Here is a 16768-nt window from a genome sequence, read left to right as displayed (position 1 = left end):
CAGTATTAGATCGCTCCATTCCCTCACTCGCACAGCCATTACCATCGCTTGGGCCAAGCGATCACCTGGCAACGAGGCATGTCGCGCTCGGCGTGGCCCCGCGCCGCGGAGCTGCCTTCCCAGGCCCTCAAATCCCTTTACTTCTGACCTCGCAGGCACAAGCCGAAGGAGTGAAGCCGCGTGAGCGAGCAGCAGTCGCGGGCCCGCGACCCCCTCCTGGTCGACTCCACCACGCGTCTGGTGGAGTTCCTCCGCGATCTGGCGACCGCCCGCCGGGTGCCGGTCAGAGACATCCGCGGGCACGCGCAGGTGCTCTGGCTCGCAGATCTTCCGGACACCGTCGTCGTGCAGCGGTCCGCCGAGCTCGGCGACGTTCTTCTCTCCGTCGAGCACGTGCGCAACGTCCCGCCTCCCTCGCCACCCGGAGATCTCGACGGGTGGCTGAGGCGTGAAGAGCTGTTCGACCAGGAACTCGACGCGCCCGAGCTCTCCGATTCGGGCCCCGGCCAGGTCGAGGACGCGGACGAGGACGGCGAGCCGCAGCTGCGGCAGGAGACGCAGCAGGACCGTCCTGACGTGGTCGAGACCTATGCGAAGTGGCTCCCTGCCTGGCAAGCATGGGCTGAGCACGAACGGGTGCGCGTGCGTCAGCAGCGCCTGCACCGGGAGCTGTACTCCATCAGCACCCAGCTGGGGCAGGCCGATGACGAGTGGGAGCTGGTGCTGGGCACCGGGCTGCTCACGTGGACCGCTCCCGGCGGCATCCGGGTCCGGAACCACCTGATCGCGACCCGGCTGCACCCGCGCATCGACCCGGACACCGAGCGGATCGACGTACTGCTGGGAGAAACCGCTCCGGCTCTGCAGGACCGCGAGCTTCTGACGGACCTGGACGGGTTCACACCCCAGCGCACCGACCGGCTGCGGCAGCGCGTACGCGAAGGCGAGGCAGTGGGCCTGCAGAACTCCGTGGCCGCACTGCTGCAGGCGTGGTGCGACCGCGGTCTCGAGACGGAGACCCGCTTCCTTCCAGAGTGGGCACCTGGCGAGACGCCGTCGAAATCAGCAGAAGTCCGGCCGGCGCCCGCCCTGGTCCTGCGCAAGCGCGACCACGGCTCGCTGATCTCGTACTACGACCAGATGATCGCTACTTTGACGGGTCCCGGCGCGCAGACACCTCTGGGCCTGGCCCAGCTCGTGACTCCCCTCGAACCCGCCGAGCGGATGGCCTTCCTGCGAGACGAAGGCGTCGCGTCCTCGGGATCCCTTGGACACGACCCGCTGTTCCCCCTCCCCGCCAACCCCGAGCAGCGCACGATCATGACTCGCCTGCAGGGGGACAACGGCGTCGTCGTGCAGGGACCTCCCGGCACGGGCAAGACACACAGCATCGCCAACCTGCTCTCCGCGCTGCTTGCTCAGGGCCAACGTGTGCTGGTCACCAGCCAGAAGGCTCAGGCGCTTCGTGTCCTGAGGGACAAGCTGCCCTCGGAGATCGCCGGCCTGTGCGTGTCGATGACCGATCTCGGCCGTGGCGGCTCAGCGGAACTGGAGGGTGGCGTCAAGGCGCTGTCGACCCGCTTCTCATCGTTCGACCCGGACCGTCAGTCCAGAAAGATCACGGAGAAGCGGCACGAACTTGACTTCGCGCGCCGGGCGACCGTGGAGCTGACGGAGCGGATCCGAGCCCTGCGCGAATCGGAGACCTACCGCCACGGCGAGATCGCACCCGGATATTCCGGCACCCTCGCCGACATCGTCCGGCGAATCGAGCGAGAGGAGCCGGAGTGTTCGTGGATACCCCTGCCTCTTCCCGCTGGAGCGGCGCCCCTTCCTCCGATCTCGGCCGCTGAAGCCGCGGAACTCGTCCCCCTGCTCGCCGGTGAGACGCCGCGTCGCAAGGCCAGACCGGCGCAGAGGATTCCCGACGTGACCTCGTTGCCCGGTGCGGAGAAGCTCAAGAGCCTCATCGCGGCGGAGGCGGCCGCGCAGACCCAGGCCCGGCAGGCCGAGACGGAAACCTCCGTTCGCCTGGAGCACCTGGCCCCGGACGTGATCGGGCAGCTGGAGGGCATCGCAGCCGACGCATGTCTCACCATTGAACGGCTCGGCTTGCCAGACGATCCGGACACGTGGGATCCGGACGATTGGGCGGCCCGGGCTCTGGAAGACGGGCTCTTCGGCCGTGAGATGGCCATCTGGGAACAACTCGCCGCGCACACCGACCGCCTCACCGCAGCTCAGAGTGCCGTCCGGCACATCGGCTTCCGGAAGATCGAACATCCGGAGCCGGACTCTCCCGCGGCTGTCAGCTCCTACCTGCAGTCCCTTCGAGCGCTTCGCGACTATCTGGCCGGAGGCAACCAGCTCAAGCGCGGCCTTTTCCGGCCCGCTGTCCAGAAGCAGGCCGAGCCGTGGCTCAACGCCACAGTCGTCGACGGTGTCACACCCGTCAACGCCGAACTCCTCTCGCTCGTCATAGCCGACATCGAGGGGCGCGCCGCCGCCGACGAACTCGAGCGCGGATGGCAGCTCGTGGGAGTGGAGTTCCCGCAGAACCAACCGCTGCTGCGCAGGGTGGCCCAGCTCAGCGACGCGTACGACCGCCTCGGACGCGTGCGCCAGGTCATCGCGGCGGTGGCGGAGACATCCCGGACCCTCGCCGCAGCCGGAGTCCATGTCAGCCTCCGTACCTCTGGCGAATGGCGCTCCTACGTCATGGCTCTGGAGGCCGTACGACTACGGGCCGAGGCGGACCGTGCCACAGCTCAGCTCGGCGATCTGCTCGCGGCTCTCGAGCATGAGGCCCGTCTCGGTACACCGGCGCCGGAGCTCCTCGAAGCGGCACACTCGGTCGCCGTGCGAGACGCGATCACCTATCAGCTCTGCCTCACGGCTCTCACCGATGCCCAGCGCGGGCAGCGCGAACAGATCCGTTGTGACGAACTTGCGGGGAAGGTGCGTGCCGCCCATCCGGCGTTGCTGACCCTGCTCACAGAAGCCGGCGCCTGGCACGCCCATTTCACCACCTGGGATCGCGCCTGGGCCTGGGCCAAGGCGCGCACCTTCTTCACGCAGCAGCGGCAGCAGGGACTCGAACAACGGCTGGAGAGCGAGCTCGAGGCCGCGACCGCGCGGGAGATGCGGTTGACGGCCGAACTCGCCGCCGAGCAGGCCTGGCAGGCCGCGCTGGGCCGGATGAACGCCAAGCAGACGACGGCGCTACGCGCCTACCAGGACCACATCGGCAAGCTGGGCAAGGGGACCGGACGTTACGCCGGCAGATACCAGAGCCTCGCGCGTGAGGCCATGACACATGCCCGCGACGCCGTACCGGCCTGGATCATGCCGTTGCAGCAGGTTTTAGAGACGATCCCGCCGATCCGCGACTCCTTCGACGTCGTCATCGTCGACGAGGCGAGCCAGGCGAGCATCGAGGCGCTCTTCCTGCTCTGGCTGGCCCCGCGCGTCATCGTGGTCGGCGATGACAAGCAGTGCGCCCCGTCCGCTGTGAGTCACGGCGAGCTGGAACCGATCTTCGCCAAGCTCTCCACATATCTTCCGGACCTTCCCGCTTACCTGCGGGACGCCTTCACACCGAAGTCGAGTCTCTTCGACCTTCTTTCGACCCGGTTCGGCTCCGTCCTCCGCCTCAAGGAGCATTTCCGGTGCATGCCGGAGATCATCGACTTCTCCTCGCGGCAGTTCTACGCCGACGAGCCGCTCATACCCCTCCGGCAGTTCGGCGCCGACCGTTTGCCGCCGCTCCAAGTCGTACGAGTGGACGGCGCGTGGAGCGAAGGATCGGCGACGCGCCTGCGCAACAGCGTGGAAGCCGAGGCCATCGTGAGACGGATCCTCAACTGCATGGAGGACCCGTCCTATGACGAGAAGACCTTCGGCGTCGTCGTGCTGCAGGGAACGGGCCAGGCGCAGCTCATCCACAACATGCTGCTCGACCACATCGACCCGAAGGACTGGGAGAGACGACGCTTGCGGGTGGGCACGCCGCCCGACTTCCAGGGAGACGAGCGCGACGTCATCTTCCTGTCGATGGTCGTCGCCGAAAGACGCTCCGCGGTGACCTCCACCGAGTGGCAGCGCCGGTTCAACGTCGCCGCTTCACGAGCGAAGGACCAGATGTGGCTCTTCCACTCGGTCAGCGCCGACCTGCTGTCACCGGCATGCCTGCGGCGGTCACTGCTTGCCTACATGACGAACCCGCCCGCTACGGATCTGCCCAGCTCGCTGTCCGACGTCACCGCCGACGCCCGTCACCCGGCGTTCGACTCGCTCTTCGAACAACGGGTGTTCCTGCGAATCCGCGAGCGCGGATACCACGTGACCCCGCAGTTCGAGGTCAACGGCCGCAGAATCGACCTCGTCGTGAGCGGCGCCAAGGGACGCCTCGCGGTGGAGTGCGACGGCGACTTCTGGCACGGCACGCCCGACCAGCGTGCGGCCGACCTCGATCGGGAGCGCGAACTCAAAAGGGCGGGCTGGCGGTTCTGGCGGATCCGCGAGAGCGAGTTCTACTTCGATCCAGACGCCGCGCTGGAGGACCTGTGGGCCGAGTTCGACCGGCGCGGTATCCGGCCCGGCGAGGTCATGTCCGGTGGGAACGGCGTCTCGGTCGCGGAGTGGAGCGCTGTGGCCCTGTCCCTACACGACGGCTGGGACGGCCTTGAAGACGGCGATCCTCGTGAGATGGGCGAGATCCCCATCATGGCGATGTCCGTTACTGGGGGGAACCGTACGAGTCCACACCCCGTAGCCGGGCTGAGCCTGGTGGCGAGCGCTCCTGCTTCCATGGGAGCGATCCGCGCATGGGCGCGCGAACGGGGATACGCCGTCGGCGATCGCGGCCGGCTTCCCGAAGAAGTGGTCAGTGCTTACCGCCGAGCGAACGGTACCTCCTGAAGGCGGTGACCGGTCGTCGGCTCTGGAACCGAAAGGGCCGGCGGAGGAGGAAGCGGTCGGGAGATCACCATCGGCGGCTGCCTGCGAGGTGGGTCAGCAGGTCCAACGGACGGGGCACACGATCGAGATCGAGGGCCTCGATGAGCAGGCCGGAATAGCGGATCTTGCGGCCGCTGCCTGATCCCATGAACCGGCGCAGCTGGTCATGGGTGCTGCCACCGCGCCACGCGGGCTGCTTCTGCAAGGTGCGGAACGAGCCGAGCTCCCCCTCGGCGTCGACGACCTCCTCGACGGCGGCGGTGCCGAGGGTGCGGATCAGCTCGTCCTCCAGGTCGGCGACGCACACGAAGAACCCGATCGCTTCCAGGTCGCTCCTGCCGGAACCGGAGATGAGGCCGGCCCGCTCAAGGCCCCTCCGGTAGTCGCCTTCCTCGCCGGCGTCGCACAGACCTGCCAGCCGGAGGTTGCTCCCGGAAGGGCCGAACCTGCCGGCGTACGTCCTGATGTTCGTGGCGCCGCCCATCGCCACGAGGGAGATGCCTTCTGCTGCCAGATCCACGCCGCGGCGCTTGGCCAGCGTTTCGACGGCCGACTTGTCGCTGAGTCCCTCGACCAGGACCACGGTCTGCGTGTCGCTCACGAGCCCAGCCTGGCACCGGACGGAGAGAGGTTCGACCCCTTTATTGCGAATCTACAGTGTAAAGGGCGTCAGTCGGCCGGGCGCTTGGGCACCACCGCCACGGCCTCCACCTCGACCACGATGTCCGGGGCGGCCAGCGCGGCGGCCACGATCAGCGAGTTGGCGGGCCAGTCGCCGTCCGGAAACCAGTTGGTGAACACCTCCTCGACGGTCGAGCGGAAGCCCGCCAGATGCTCTGTGCCCGCCACCATGGTGAACAGCCGGAGAAGGTGCTGCGGCCCCGACCCTGCGGAGGTGAGCAGCGCCTCGATGTTGGCGAAGACCTGGCGGGCCTGGGTGGCCGCGTCGCTCCCCACGAGGGTTCCGGTCGCGTCGGTGCCGACCTGGCCGGCGATGAAGAGCAGCTCCGAGTCCGCGGGTGCCGCGGCCAGATGGTGGTATTTCGCCAGCGGCGCCCCGACCTCGGGCGGGCTCCAGCGCCGAACCATGACATCGTCCTTTCATCCCTTTTGCATACGTTCGCCCACGTTAGCGCGTTGCGTGCTGGCCCGGCCTCGGCAGGCCCTCGCCGCGGGCGATTTTAACTTGACTAACGACTCAATTGAATATAGGGATGAGTCCATGGGAAATGGGAGCAGGCGCCCGTACCGCATGGGTTCCCGCGCCGCGGCCATGGAGGTTACGCGTACGCGCGTGCTGGAGGCGGCGGCCGCGCTGTGGATGCAGCGGTGGTACGACGACGTCACGCTGCAGGACATCGCCGACGAGGCGGGGGTGTCGGTGCAGACGATCGTCAACCACTTCGGCGGCAAGGAGGGGCTCGCCGACGTCCTCGCCGATCAGATGGCCTCTCAAACGGAGCTGACCCGTCAGGCGCCGGTCGGTGACGTCGAGGCGATCGTGGCCGTGCTCTTCGCCGACTACGAACGCCACGGCGACGCCAACGTGCTGTGGACCGCTCAAGTCGACCGTGTCCCGGCCGTCGCCCGGGCGGCCGCCCATGCCCGCCGCCAGCACCGGGCCTGGCTGGAACGGGTCTTCGCCGACCGTTTGCCCGCCTGCGGACCCGACCGTGAGCATGCGGTGAACCTGCACTATGCCGCCACGGACGTCTACCTGTGGAAGCTGTGGCGGCGCGACCTCGGCCTGTCGCGCGACGACGCCGAACGCTCCATGCGTGACCTGCTGACCTCGATCGACCCCCGAAAGAGACACGATGCGTAAGAATTTCCTGTTCGCCACCTGGTCCGGCGGCGGAGCCGTGCCGCCCGTCCTGTCGGTCGCCCGCGCGGTGCAAGGTCGCGGTCACCATGTCCGGGTGCTGGCGGACAACTCGCTGCACGAGGAGATCGCCGCCGGCGGCCTGGAGCCGATCGCCTGGACCACGGCGCCCCAAGGTGACGCCACCGATCCGGCCAAGGACGTCATCAAGGACTTCGAGGCCCGCACCCCGGTGGGCGCGTTCGCGCGGTTGAGAGATCGCATCGTCTGCGGCCCCGCAGCCGACTACGGCCGGGACACGCTGGCCGAGTTGCGTGCCCGCCCGACCGATGTGCTGGTCGCCGAGCACATGCTGCTCGGCGCGTTCATCGCCGGCGAAGCGGCCGGCCTGCCCGTGGCCTCGCTGGTGACGACCCTGTACACGTTTCCCACCCCGGGGGCGCCGCCGCCCGGCCTGGGGCTCGCGCCCGCCACGGGCGCACTGGGACGCCTGCGCGATCGGGTGCTGACCCGGTTGGTCCTCCAACCGTGGGCGAAGGGACTTCCTGCGCTAAACGCCGCTCGCGCCGCGCACGGCCTGCCGCCGGTTAACTCGGTGATCGACGCGTTCGATCGGGTCGACCGGCTGCTCGTGCTGTCCCCGCGTACGCTGGACTTCCCCAGCAGGCGCTTCCCCGCCCACATCCGGCACGTCGGCCCACGGCTCGACGACCCGGCCTGGGCCGGGGAACTGGAGCTGCCGGACGGTGACGCGCCGCTGGTCCTGGCCAGCCTGAGCTCATCGTTCATGAACCAGCGCACGCAACTCGACCGTATCGCCGAAGCCCTCGGCACACTGCCGGTGCGCGGGCTGCTGACCACCGGTCCGGCCATGGACCCGGCGACGGTCCGCGCGCCCGGCAACGTCCTGGTCACCGCGTCGGCGCCGCACAACGTCGCGCTGCGCCACGCCTCGGTGACGATCACGCACGCCGGGCACGGTACGGCCGTCAAGTCCCTGGCGGCCGCCGTGCCCATGGTCTGCATCCCGCAAGGACGAGACCAGCCCGAGGTGGCCCGGCACGTCGCACGCGCCGGCGCCGGGGTCACCGTGAGCAAGAACGCCTCCCCTCGTACGATCGCCCGCGCGATCGACCGCGTCCTGCACGACCCGTCCTACCGCCGCGAAGCGGGGCGACTGGCGGCCGAGATCGCCGCCGAGACGGCCACCGACCGGGCGGTCGCCGAACTCGAAGCCCTCGCCGAACGAGCGACCGGCCGACACGAGGGCACCTCCCAGGCACGACACGGCTGAACCGTCCGGGCCGTCACGGACGTCGCCAAGACGGCTCCGGCGCACCGGCGACCGCATCCCGCCAGGCCCATCGGCATGCGCCGCGCCTCCACGCGGCGCTGGAACGTCGGGGGCGGCACGTATCGTGACCGTATGCCTGACATCGAGGTCGCCGGGCGCGAGGTGCGCGTCACCAGCCCCGGCAAGGTGGTCTTCCCGCAGTCCGGGCTCACCAAGCTCGACCTGATCCGCTACTACGAGGCGGTGGGCGAGGGGGCGCTGCGGGGCGTGCACGGGCGGCCGATGGTGCTCAAGCGGTTCGTGCGCGGCATCGAGGAGGAGGCGTTCTTCCAGAAGCGCGCCCCGGCGAAGCGGCCGGACTGGATCGAGGTGGCGGAGCTGAAATACCGCTCGGGCCTGAGTGCGGAAGAGGTCGTGTGCACCGACCTGGCCCAGCTGTTGTGGGTGGTCAACCTCGGGTGTGTCGACCTCAACCCGCATCCGGTGCGCTCCGACGACCTGTCCAGGCCCGACGAGCTCCGCATCGACCTCGATCCCGTGCCGGGGGTGGCGTGGGCGGACGTGCTGGCGACCGCGCAGGTGGCGCGCGAGGTGCTGGCCGATCACGGGCTGGCAGCGTGGCCCAAGACGTCCGGGTCGCGGGGCTTTCATGTGTACGCGCGGATCGAGCGGCGATGGTCGTTCGCCGAGGTGCGCAAGGCGGCGGAGACGGTCGCCCGCGAGGTCGAGCGGCGGGCCCCCGACCTGGCCACCAGCCGGTGGTGGAAGGAGGAGCGGCACGGGGTGTTCGTCGACTTCAACCAGAACGCCTACGACCGCACGGTGGCCTCCGCCTACTCCGTGCGCGCCGTGCCCGACGCCCGCGTGTCCACGCCGCTGACGTGGGAGGAGGTTCCCGATTGCCGTCCCGAGGCGTTCACCATCGAGACCGTGCCGCGGCGGCTGGCCGAGCGCGGCGACCCGTGGGAGGACATGGACCTGCACGCGGGCTCGCTCGACGGGCTGCTGGAGCTGGCCGAGGAGCTCGGGCCCGCGCCCAAGCCGCCCAAGGGCAGCGGGCGCCGGCAGCAGACGAAGCCGGTCATCGAGATCGCGAGGGCCGAGCACAAGGACGAGGCGCTGGCGGGCCTGGAGCGGTGGAAGTCCCGCCATCCTGAGGTCGCGGCCCGGCTGGAGCCCGCCGACGTGCTGGTCGACGGCATGCGGGGGCGCAGCAGTGTGTGGTATCGCATCCGGGTCAACCTGCAGCACGTGCCGGAGGGCGAGCGGCCCGGGCAGGAGCCGCTCGAGGTCGACTACGACCCGTGGCGCGCGGGCCCGGGGTGAGGGTGTGACTTGGACCGTCCGGTGGGGCATGTCGCGGTTCCTGAAGAGAAATGGTGGGATGCCATGCCCGTGGGACCAAGGTGGCCAGGGGGCAAGGTGGTCGGGTGTCAGCCCTGCTGGATTGCGTACGTGGCCGGCCGACCGCGAGGGAAAGACCCCTCTACGTGCCGACCTCCGTGAGGGTGGATGCGGGCGTGCCCGGCGCTGCCGCGTCCGGTCTGGCGCGAAGCAGTACGAAAGCCAGCAGGGCTGCTGCGGCGGCGAGGACGGCGCCGGTGATCATGCCGAAGGTCATGGCGTCGACGAACGCCGCCCGGGCGATGGCGGTGACGCCCGGGTCGCTGAGCGCGATGGCGTCGGTGAGTGATTGCTTGGCCGGTGCCGGCACGTCGGCGGGGAGGGCGGAGATGTATCCGGTGGCCAGGACGCTGCCGAGGATGGCGATGCCGAGCACGCTGCCCGCCTGGGAGATGGTGCTGTTCATGGCCGATCCGGCGCCGGCGTGCTCGGGCGGGATGGCGCCCATCATCGCGGTGACCGCGGCCGGGGCTGCCAGCCCGGAGCCCATGCCCATGAGTATCAGCGCTGTGGCCAGCAGCGGGTAGCCGTCGCTGGGGCCGATCGACCACAGGAACAGGAACCCAGCGGCGGTGGTCAGCATGCCCGCGGTCACCATGGTGCGGTTGCTGAGCCGTTTGGCCAGTGTCGCCCCCAGGATGTTGAACGGCGCGGAGGAGGCGGCGAACGGCAGCAGCGCCATACCGGCCTGCAAGACGCCGTAACCGAGGACGAGCTGGACGTATTGGGTGAGCGCCAGCATCAGGCCAGCCGCGGCGAAGGCCAACAGCATAACCGAGAAGGTGCCGCCGGAGAAGTTGCGGTTACCTGGCGCCGGCCGTACCGGGTCAAAGACTTTCGCTCTGGTGCTGTTCGTAGAGCAGGCCATAGCGGTCGATCCGCCACAGCTGCGCGAGCACGAGCAGCACGGTGCCCAGCACGAGCGGCCAGATCTCCAGGGCGATCAGTCCCCAGGCGATGAAGGCGAAGCCGATCAGGCCGGCCACGATGAGCAGCCGCAGCACCGCGCGATGCGCCGCCGGAGCCTTGCCGTCGACGTGGAGTTGCTCGCCGTAGATGCCGCGCGCCGCCCAGCTGGTCGGCTCGACCGCCCTGAACAGATGCACGTTCAGCCAGAGCCACACGATGACGAGGGCCACGCCGCACAGTGACCACCAGCCGATCCATTCGCGGCTCCAGACGGCCAGTTCGAACGCGGGGATCGCGGCGAACCGGGTCCAGACGCTCCACGGGTTGGCGTGCTTCTTCCACGCCTGGTCGGTCATGCCGTGCGCGCCTGCCACCACGTTCTTGGGCTTCACTGATGGCTCTCCTTTGGCGTCGGGGAGGTCGCCATGGCGCGATCTCCACGCCTCAGAGCGTATAGAACTTTCAGAGATTTGTAAATTCTCTGAGAACTCGAAGTGGTTGATAGGATCGAGATATGGACACCGACCAGCGGCTGCGTGAGGCCGCCGAGAAGCTGGCGCTGACCCTCGCGCAGGGCGGCATGCAAAAAACCACCGCCCGGGTGATGACCGCCCTGCTCTACACCCGGCAAGAGTCGATGACCGCCGCCGACCTGTGCGAGCAGTTGTCCATCAGCTCGGGAGCGGTGTCCACCGCGGTCAAGCAGCTGATCCCGCTCGGCCTCATCGAACGGGTGCCTGCCCCCGGCAGCCGCCGTGACCACTACCGCTTTCGCCAGGGGGCTTGGGCCAGCTTGATGTCACAGCAGAACGCGATGCTGGCCACCATGGGCGCCGCCGCCCAGGAAGGCCTGGACGCGGCGGGCGAGGACAGCATCACCGGCCGGCGCCTGCACGAGATGAAGGACTTCTACGCTTACATGACCGAGCAGCTGATCCCGCTCATCGACAGCTGGCGCGAGCGCTATGCCGTCCAGCACGCCAACACTGCCCGGTAGCGGTAACGGGCTGTAGGCCGCTGGCGGACTGTTGGCGGCCTGCTTTCCTTGTCATCCAGCCTGCGGACTGACAGAAGGATAGGCCCTCAGGCGGCGCCGCGTCCGCCACGCAGGACGCGGCGCACTCCCATGGCGAAAGCGGTCAGCAGCAGCCCGCCGAGCACGAAGTCGGCCGTCAGCAGCCAGGCGCGCTCGCCGGTGCCGAGCTGGCTGGCGCCGTGGGGCCACAGGCTGTAGCCGGGCCGGATGGCACCGTCGGCCCACAAAACACCATCGGTACGAGCACACCGGCGGCACGTCACACGGTGAGGGCCCGCGGGGAGGACGTTCAGCGGCCGGAGATGAGGTCGGCGAGGCGGGCATAGACCGACGTGGTGGTGCCGCGCTCGTTCTCGTGGCGGTCGGCGGCGCGGAAGAGGGCGTAGATGAGCTGCACGCCGGCCCACCGCAGCGGCTCCGGCTCCCACTGCCGCACCTGGCGTCCCACCCACGGCAGTCCCGTCAGCTCCGTCTCCCGCCGCAGCACCAGGTCGCGCAGGGTGCGGCCGGCCAGGTTGGTCGTGGTGACGCCGCTGCCGACGTAGCCGCCCGCCCAGCCGAGCCCGCTGGCGTGGTCCAGGTGCACCGTCGAGCACCAGTCGCGCGGCACGCCGAGCACCCCGCACCAGGCGTGCTGGACCCGCGCGTCGGCGGCCGCGGGGAAGAGTTTGATCAGCATGCGCCACAGCAGCGCGACGGTCTGCGGCTGGGTGGCGCCCCGGGCGTCGGTACGCGACCCGAACCTGTAGGGCACGCCACGGCCGCCGATGGCGATGCGGTCGTCGGCGGTCCGCTGGGCGTAGATGTAGGCGTGGGCCTCGTCCCCGACGAGTTCGTTGCCCGCCCAGCCGAGGTGCTTCCACACCTCGGCTGGCAGCGGCTCGGTGACGATCATGGAGCTGTTCATGGGCAGCCACTGCCGGCGCTGGCCGGACAGCCCGGCGGTGAAGCCCTCGGTGGCCCGGATGACGTAGTCGGCGGTGACGGTGCCGCGCGTGGTGACCGCCGTGGCTTTCCCGCCGCCGTGCCGGGGCCGCAGCTCGGTCACGGTGGTGTCCTCGTAGAGGTCCACGCCGAGCCGGGCGACCGCGGCGGCCAGGCCGACGGCCAGCTTGGCGGGCTGGATGCGGGCGCAGTGCGGCGAGTACGCGGCCTCCAGCGTGCCCGCGGCCTGCAGCCGCTCGGCCTGCTCGTCACGGCCGAGCAGGCGCATGTCGGCCTCGCCGTACCCCCATCCGCGCAGCTCGGCCAGCTCGGCGCGGAGCCGGCGCCGCTGGGCGGGGTTGGTCGCGACGTGGAGCAGCCCGCCCTTGTGGATGTCGGCGTCGATGCCCTCCTCGCGGGCCACCGCGATGACCTCGTCGACGGAGCGGAACATGGCGTGCTGCAGGTCGATCATCGCCTGCCGGCCGCGCGCCTTCGCGTGCCGTTTCCTGGATCCGGCGAACTCGGCCGACAACCATCCGCCGTTGCGTCCCGACGCGCCGAACCCGGCGAACTCCTTCTCCAGGATCGCGATGCGCAGGCCGGGGTCGGCCTGCTTCAGGTAGTACGCGGTCCACAGGCCGGTGTATCCACCGCCCACGATCGCGACGTCGTAGTCGCGGGGCCCGGGCAGCGCCGGCCGCCGTGCGGGCAGGCCGATCTGCCGGTACCAGAAGGAGACGCCGCCATTGGCGAAGTCTTCGGTCAACGGGATGCCGGTCATCACCGAACACATTGTCTATTACCGGCATATGAGGAGCAAGTGGACGATGTGTAACAGAACGGGGCAATGGGCTAGCTTCGTGTCGGCCGCTCGTAGCCCTCGTCGCCGCCGTATACGTGCAGGTCAGGGTCGTTCTCCGGCTGGTTGGCCGGGCTGGTGGGGGAGGCGGTGTGCTCGGTGGCGAAGTCGTCCGACAGCGCGGGCGGCGCGGGGTGGAGATAGTCGTGCCAGGTGATGACGCCCCGGGAGTCGGCGTCCGTGACGAGCTCGCCGCCCCGCTGGGCCGCGTACAGCCTGCCCGGGTAGTGCACGGGCAGGCACGGACGGCGTACGTTCCTCGCCTGCAGCCAGGTCCGCACCAGTTCCTCGGTGTCCATCACCTGCGGTCCGCCGAATTCGAACTCCTTGCCCTCGGGCCCGCCCGCGAGCAGCGCCACCGCGAGCGCGGCGACCTCGCCCGTGTGCACCGGCTGCCAGGGCAGCGAGCGGTCCACGAACATCACGGGAAACGACGAGTACGCCCGGAGCCGCTGGTCGAGGGACTGCTGGAACCGCGTGGCGCGCAGGACGGTCCAGCCGATCCCGCTCTCCCCGATCAGGCGCTCGGCCTCCAGCTTGTGACCGAGGAAGCCGACGGCGGCACGGTCCACCCCGACGACCGAGGTGTAGAGCAGGTGCTGCACCCCCGCCTCGCGGGCGGCGAGGAGCAGCCGCCGGGTGCCGGGGACGTCCACGGCACCGCGGCCCTTGGGGCCGCTGGTGGCGAGGTGCGCGATCGCGTCCACGCCGTGAACGGCGTCCGCGACGCCCTTGCCGGAGACCAGGTCGCCCCAGAACCACTCGACGCGCCCGGAGCTCTCCCGCTCCTTCCGGCTCAGCGCCCGCACCCGGTGCCCCGCCCTGACCAGCGCGGGCAGCAGCGCGCCGCCCAGCGTTCCCGTGGCTCCCGTGACCAGTATGCGCATGCCGCTCCACTACCCGTGAATGCCTGGAAATGACAACGAACCACGTAAAGGCGTCTGTGTCCGGCAGCGCGGGGTAGTGCCGGACGCATGGCTCGAATCGCAGCGGAATCCCTGATCGAACGGCTCGCGGAGTGGGGCGTCGACACCGTCTTCGGCCTGCCCGGCGACGGCATCAACGGCATCATGGAAGGGCTGCGGCGCCACCGCGAAAGGGTGCGCTTCGTCCTCGTCCACCACGAGGAGGCCGCCGCCTTCATGGCCGCCGGCTACGCCAAGGCCACCGGGCGGATCGGCGTGTGCCTGGCCACGTCGGGGCCCGGCGGCATCCACCTGCTCAACGGCCTCTACGACGCCAAGCTCGACCACGTCCCCGTGCTGGCCATCACGGGCATGCAGGAGACCTCCGTCCTGGGCACCGGCTACCAGCAGGAGGTCCAGCTGGACAAGCTGTTCGCCGACGTGGCCGAGTACAACATGGCGATCTCCAACCCGGCGCAGCTGCCCTCGCTGGTGGACCTCGCGATCCGGACGTCGTACGCCCGGCGCGGGGTCTCCCATCTCACGCTGCCCAACGACATCCAGGTGGCGGAGGCGGGGGCGGACCCGTACGCGCAGCTCGGGCCGGCCAGGACGCCGCAGACCTCGCCCGTCTACCTGCAGCCGCCCGGCATCCCGCGGCAGGAGGACGTCGAGTGGGCCGCCGAGGTGCTCAACAGGTCGCAGCGCCCCGCCATCCTCGTCGGCCAGGGCGCGCTGCACGCCCGGGACGAGGTGCTGGCCGTGGCCGAGGCCCTGGGCGCTCCCGTGGTCAAGACGCTGCCCGGCAAGGCGGTGATCCCCGACGACTCGCCGTACACGACGGGCGGGATCGGGCTGCTCGGCACCCGGCCGAGCGAGGAGCTGATGGACGAGGCCGACGTGCTGTTCATGGTGGGCACGAACTTCCCCTACTCGAAGTACCTGCCGGAGCCCGGGAAGAGCAGGGTGGTGCAGTTCGAGGCGGAGCCGACCAGGGCGGGGGCGCGGATCGCGACCGACGTGCCGGTGGTGTGCGACGCGAAGGAGGGGCTGGCGGCGCTGCTGCCGCTGCTGTCCCGCCGGGACGGCAACGCCCATCTGGCGAAGTATCAGAAGAAGATGGCGAAGTGGCGGGCCGACATGGACGCCCTGGAGAGCCCCGACCGCGACCCCATCGCCCCGCAGTACGCCGTGTCCGTCGTCGACCGGCTCGCGGCCGACGACGCCATCCTGACCTGCGACAGCGGCACCATCGCCACCTGGGCGGCCCGGCACTGGACGATCCGCGGCGAGCGCGAGTTCTACCTGTCGGGCACGCTGGCCACGATGGCGAACGGCCTCCCGTACGCCATCGCCATGCAGCACGCCTTCCCGGGCCGGCAGGTCATCGCGTACGTCGGCGACGGCGGTTTCTCGATGCTCATGGCCGAGTTCCTGACGGCGGTCCAGCAGCGGCTGCCGGTCAAGGTCGTCATCAACAACAACAACTCGCTCGGCCAGATCCTGTGGGAGCAGATGGTGCTCGGCTACCCGGAGCACGGCGTGCGCTACGGCCGGCCGGAGGCCGACTTCGCGGCCTGGGCCAGGGCGTGCGGCGGTTTCGGGGCCAAGGTCACCAAGCCGGGGGACGTGGAGCCGGCGGTCAGCCAGGCGCTGGCCCACGACGGGCCGGCACTGGTGGACGTGGACGTCAACCCGAACGAGCCGCCGATGCCCGGCAAGGTCTCCTACGACCAGGCCAAGAGCTTCGCGCAGGCGTTCCTGAAGGGCCAGCCGCACAAGGTCGCCATCGCCACGACCCTGTTCAAGGACCGCATCCAGAGGCTGACGGACTAGACGCTGGCCGCGCAGGCCCTGGTGATCCCGGCGGCCGCGCTCAGCAGCGGCTCGACCAGCCGGGGCAGCTCGCGCACGCGCCGGTGGGAGATCACGATGCCGAGCGCCGCGACCGGCCGCCCGTCCACCAGGATCGGCGCCGCCGCCGAGCACGAGCCCAGCGTCATCTCCTCGTACGTCAGCGCGTATCCCTGGGAGCGCACCGTCGCCAGTTCCCTGGACAGCCGCCCGGCCTCGGTGATCGTGTGCGGGGTCGGCCGTTCGAGCTTGCGCGCCAGGTACGCCTTGACGAACCAGTCCGGCTCGTACGCCAGCAGCGCCTTGCCCACGCCCGTCGGGTGCATGGGCAGCCGGGCGCCGGTCCTCGACACGATGGGCACCGCCCGCCTGCCGTGCACCTTGTCGACGTAGAGCACCTCAAGCCCGTCGCGGACGGCCAGATGCACGTTCTCGCCGGTGCCGGCGAACAGCTCCTGCAGCCACGGATGCGCCAGGTCCTGCAGCCGGGCGGGCGCGAGCTGGCCCAGCTCCCACAACCGCAGCCCCACCCGCAGCCGGCCGTCCGGCGCGCGGCTCAGCGCCTGCCACTCCTCCAGCTCCGCGACCAGGCGGTGGGCGGTGCTCAGCGGCACCCCGCTCCGCCTGGCCAGCTCGGTCAGCGTGAGCTGGGGATGGGCGGGGTCGAACGCGCCCAGGAGCGCCAGCACCTTGGACGTCACCGAACGCCCTGGAGCGCGAGATCCGCCTGCCATGGGTCAATCCTGCATATTTCTTCCATCCAGTGGAAGGGTTGGTTCGGCTGATCGCCCCTGAAGGC

General features: G+C 70.0%; 14 protein-coding genes. 6 read left to right on the top strand and 8 right to left on the bottom strand.

Going from position 1 to position 16768, the window contains the following annotated elements:
* Window positions 1-180: 180 nt before the first annotated feature.
* A complete protein-coding gene (locus ABGB01_RS36350; RefSeq protein ID WP_347778108.1) occupies window positions 181-4920 on the top strand; it encodes a histone-like nucleoid-structuring protein Lsr2 in 4740 nt (1579 codons plus the stop codon).
* Window positions 4921-4984: 64 nt separating this feature from the next.
* On the opposite strand, the gene ABGB01_RS36345 is transcribed toward ABGB01_RS36350, so the two are convergent.
* Together ABGB01_RS36345 and ABGB01_RS36340 are read right to left on the bottom strand one after the other, a co-directional pair.
* Window positions 4985-5560 carry a TOPRIM nucleotidyl transferase/hydrolase domain-containing protein gene (locus ABGB01_RS36345; RefSeq protein ID WP_347778107.1) on the bottom strand — a complete coding sequence of 192 codons (576 nt, stop codon included), beginning with the start codon at window positions 5558-5560 and terminating at the stop codon, window positions 4985-4987.
* 68 nt (window positions 5561-5628) lie between these two features.
* Window positions 5629-6048: a RidA family protein gene (locus ABGB01_RS36340; protein ID WP_347778106.1), complete on the bottom strand. Its 420-nt coding sequence runs from the start codon at window positions 6046-6048 to the stop codon at window positions 5629-5631.
* A gap of 133 nt (window positions 6049-6181) precedes the next feature.
* On the opposite strand from ABGB01_RS36340, the gene ABGB01_RS36335 reads away from it, so the two are divergent.
* The 3 genes from ABGB01_RS36335 to ligD all read left to right on the top strand — a co-directional run bounded on the left by ABGB01_RS36335 (window position 6182) and on the right by ligD (window position 9401).
* The gene (locus ABGB01_RS36335; RefSeq protein ID WP_347778105.1) at window positions 6182-6784 is read left to right on the top strand and encodes a TetR/AcrR family transcriptional regulator; all 603 of its coding nucleotides are present in this window, start codon (window positions 6182-6184) and stop codon (window positions 6782-6784) included.
* On the top strand, window positions 6777-8075 hold the full coding sequence (locus ABGB01_RS36330; protein ID WP_347778104.1) for a glycosyltransferase: 1299 nt from the start codon (window positions 6777-6779) through the stop codon (window positions 8073-8075). Before ABGB01_RS36335 ends, ABGB01_RS36330 begins: the two co-directional genes overlap by 8 nt.
* A 132-nt stretch (window positions 8076-8207) precedes the next feature.
* Window positions 8208-9401, top strand: coding sequence for a non-homologous end-joining DNA ligase (gene ligD / locus ABGB01_RS36325; protein ID WP_347778103.1), 1194 nt, complete (start codon window positions 8208-8210; stop codon window positions 9399-9401).
* Window positions 9402-9561: 160 nt separating this feature from the next.
* Here the strand turns inward: ligD and ABGB01_RS36320 are convergent, their stop codons facing one another.
* Complete coding sequence (locus tag ABGB01_RS36320) at window positions 9562-10347, bottom strand: MFS transporter (protein ID WP_347778102.1); 786 nt, start codon at window positions 10345-10347, stop codon at window positions 9562-9564.
* Complete coding sequence (locus ABGB01_RS36315; protein WP_347778101.1) at window positions 10307-10780, bottom strand: DUF6653 family protein; 474 nt, start codon at window positions 10778-10780, stop codon at window positions 10307-10309. The genes ABGB01_RS36320 and ABGB01_RS36315 overlap by 41 nt, the downstream gene beginning before the upstream one ends.
* Window positions 10781-10902: 122 nt before the next feature.
* Between ABGB01_RS36315 and ABGB01_RS36310 the strand changes: the two genes are divergently transcribed.
* Window positions 10903-11385, top strand: a complete 483-nt coding sequence (locus ABGB01_RS36310; RefSeq protein WP_347621020.1) for a MarR family transcriptional regulator — start codon at window positions 10903-10905, stop codon at window positions 11383-11385.
* 86 nt (window positions 11386-11471) lie between these two features.
* Here ABGB01_RS36310 and ABGB01_RS36305 read toward each other — a convergent pair whose 3' ends face one another.
* The 3 genes from ABGB01_RS36305 to ABGB01_RS36295 all read right to left on the bottom strand — a co-directional run bounded on the left by ABGB01_RS36305 (window position 11472) and on the right by ABGB01_RS36295 (window position 14097).
* Window positions 11472-11651 carry a DUF998 domain-containing protein gene (locus ABGB01_RS36305; RefSeq protein ID WP_347778100.1) on the bottom strand — a complete coding sequence of 60 codons (180 nt, stop codon included), beginning with the start codon at window positions 11649-11651 and terminating at the stop codon, window positions 11472-11474.
* 62 nt (window positions 11652-11713) lie between these two features.
* A complete protein-coding gene (locus ABGB01_RS36300) occupies window positions 11714-13132 on the bottom strand; it encodes an FAD-binding oxidoreductase (RefSeq protein WP_347778099.1) in 1419 nt (472 codons plus the stop codon).
* Window positions 13133-13203: 71 nt separating this feature from the next.
* Window positions 13204-14097 (bottom strand): NAD(P)H-binding protein, encoded by an 894-nt coding sequence (locus tag ABGB01_RS36295; protein ID WP_347778098.1) that lies wholly within the window; start codon window positions 14095-14097, stop codon window positions 13204-13206.
* 87 nt (window positions 14098-14184) lie between these two features.
* Here ABGB01_RS36295 and ABGB01_RS36290 point away from each other — a divergent pair, with 87 nt between their 5' ends.
* Entirely contained in the window at window positions 14185-15951 is a 1767-nt protein-coding gene (locus tag ABGB01_RS36290) for a thiamine pyrophosphate-dependent enzyme (protein WP_347778097.1), read from the top strand.
* Here the strand turns inward: ABGB01_RS36290 and ABGB01_RS36285 are convergent.
* Window positions 15948-16703, bottom strand: coding sequence for an IclR family transcriptional regulator (locus tag ABGB01_RS36285; RefSeq protein ID WP_347778096.1), 756 nt, complete (start codon window positions 16701-16703; stop codon window positions 15948-15950). The genes ABGB01_RS36290 and ABGB01_RS36285 overlap by 4 nt on opposite strands.
* Window positions 16704-16768 lie beyond the last annotated feature (65 nt).

Origin of the sequence: Nonomuraea sp. B5E05 (assembly GCF_039880665.1) — a bacterium.
Taxonomy (GTDB): Bacteria; Actinomycetota; Actinomycetes; order Streptosporangiales; family Streptosporangiaceae; genus Nonomuraea.
This window is presented reverse-complemented; position numbering and strand designations above follow the sequence as displayed.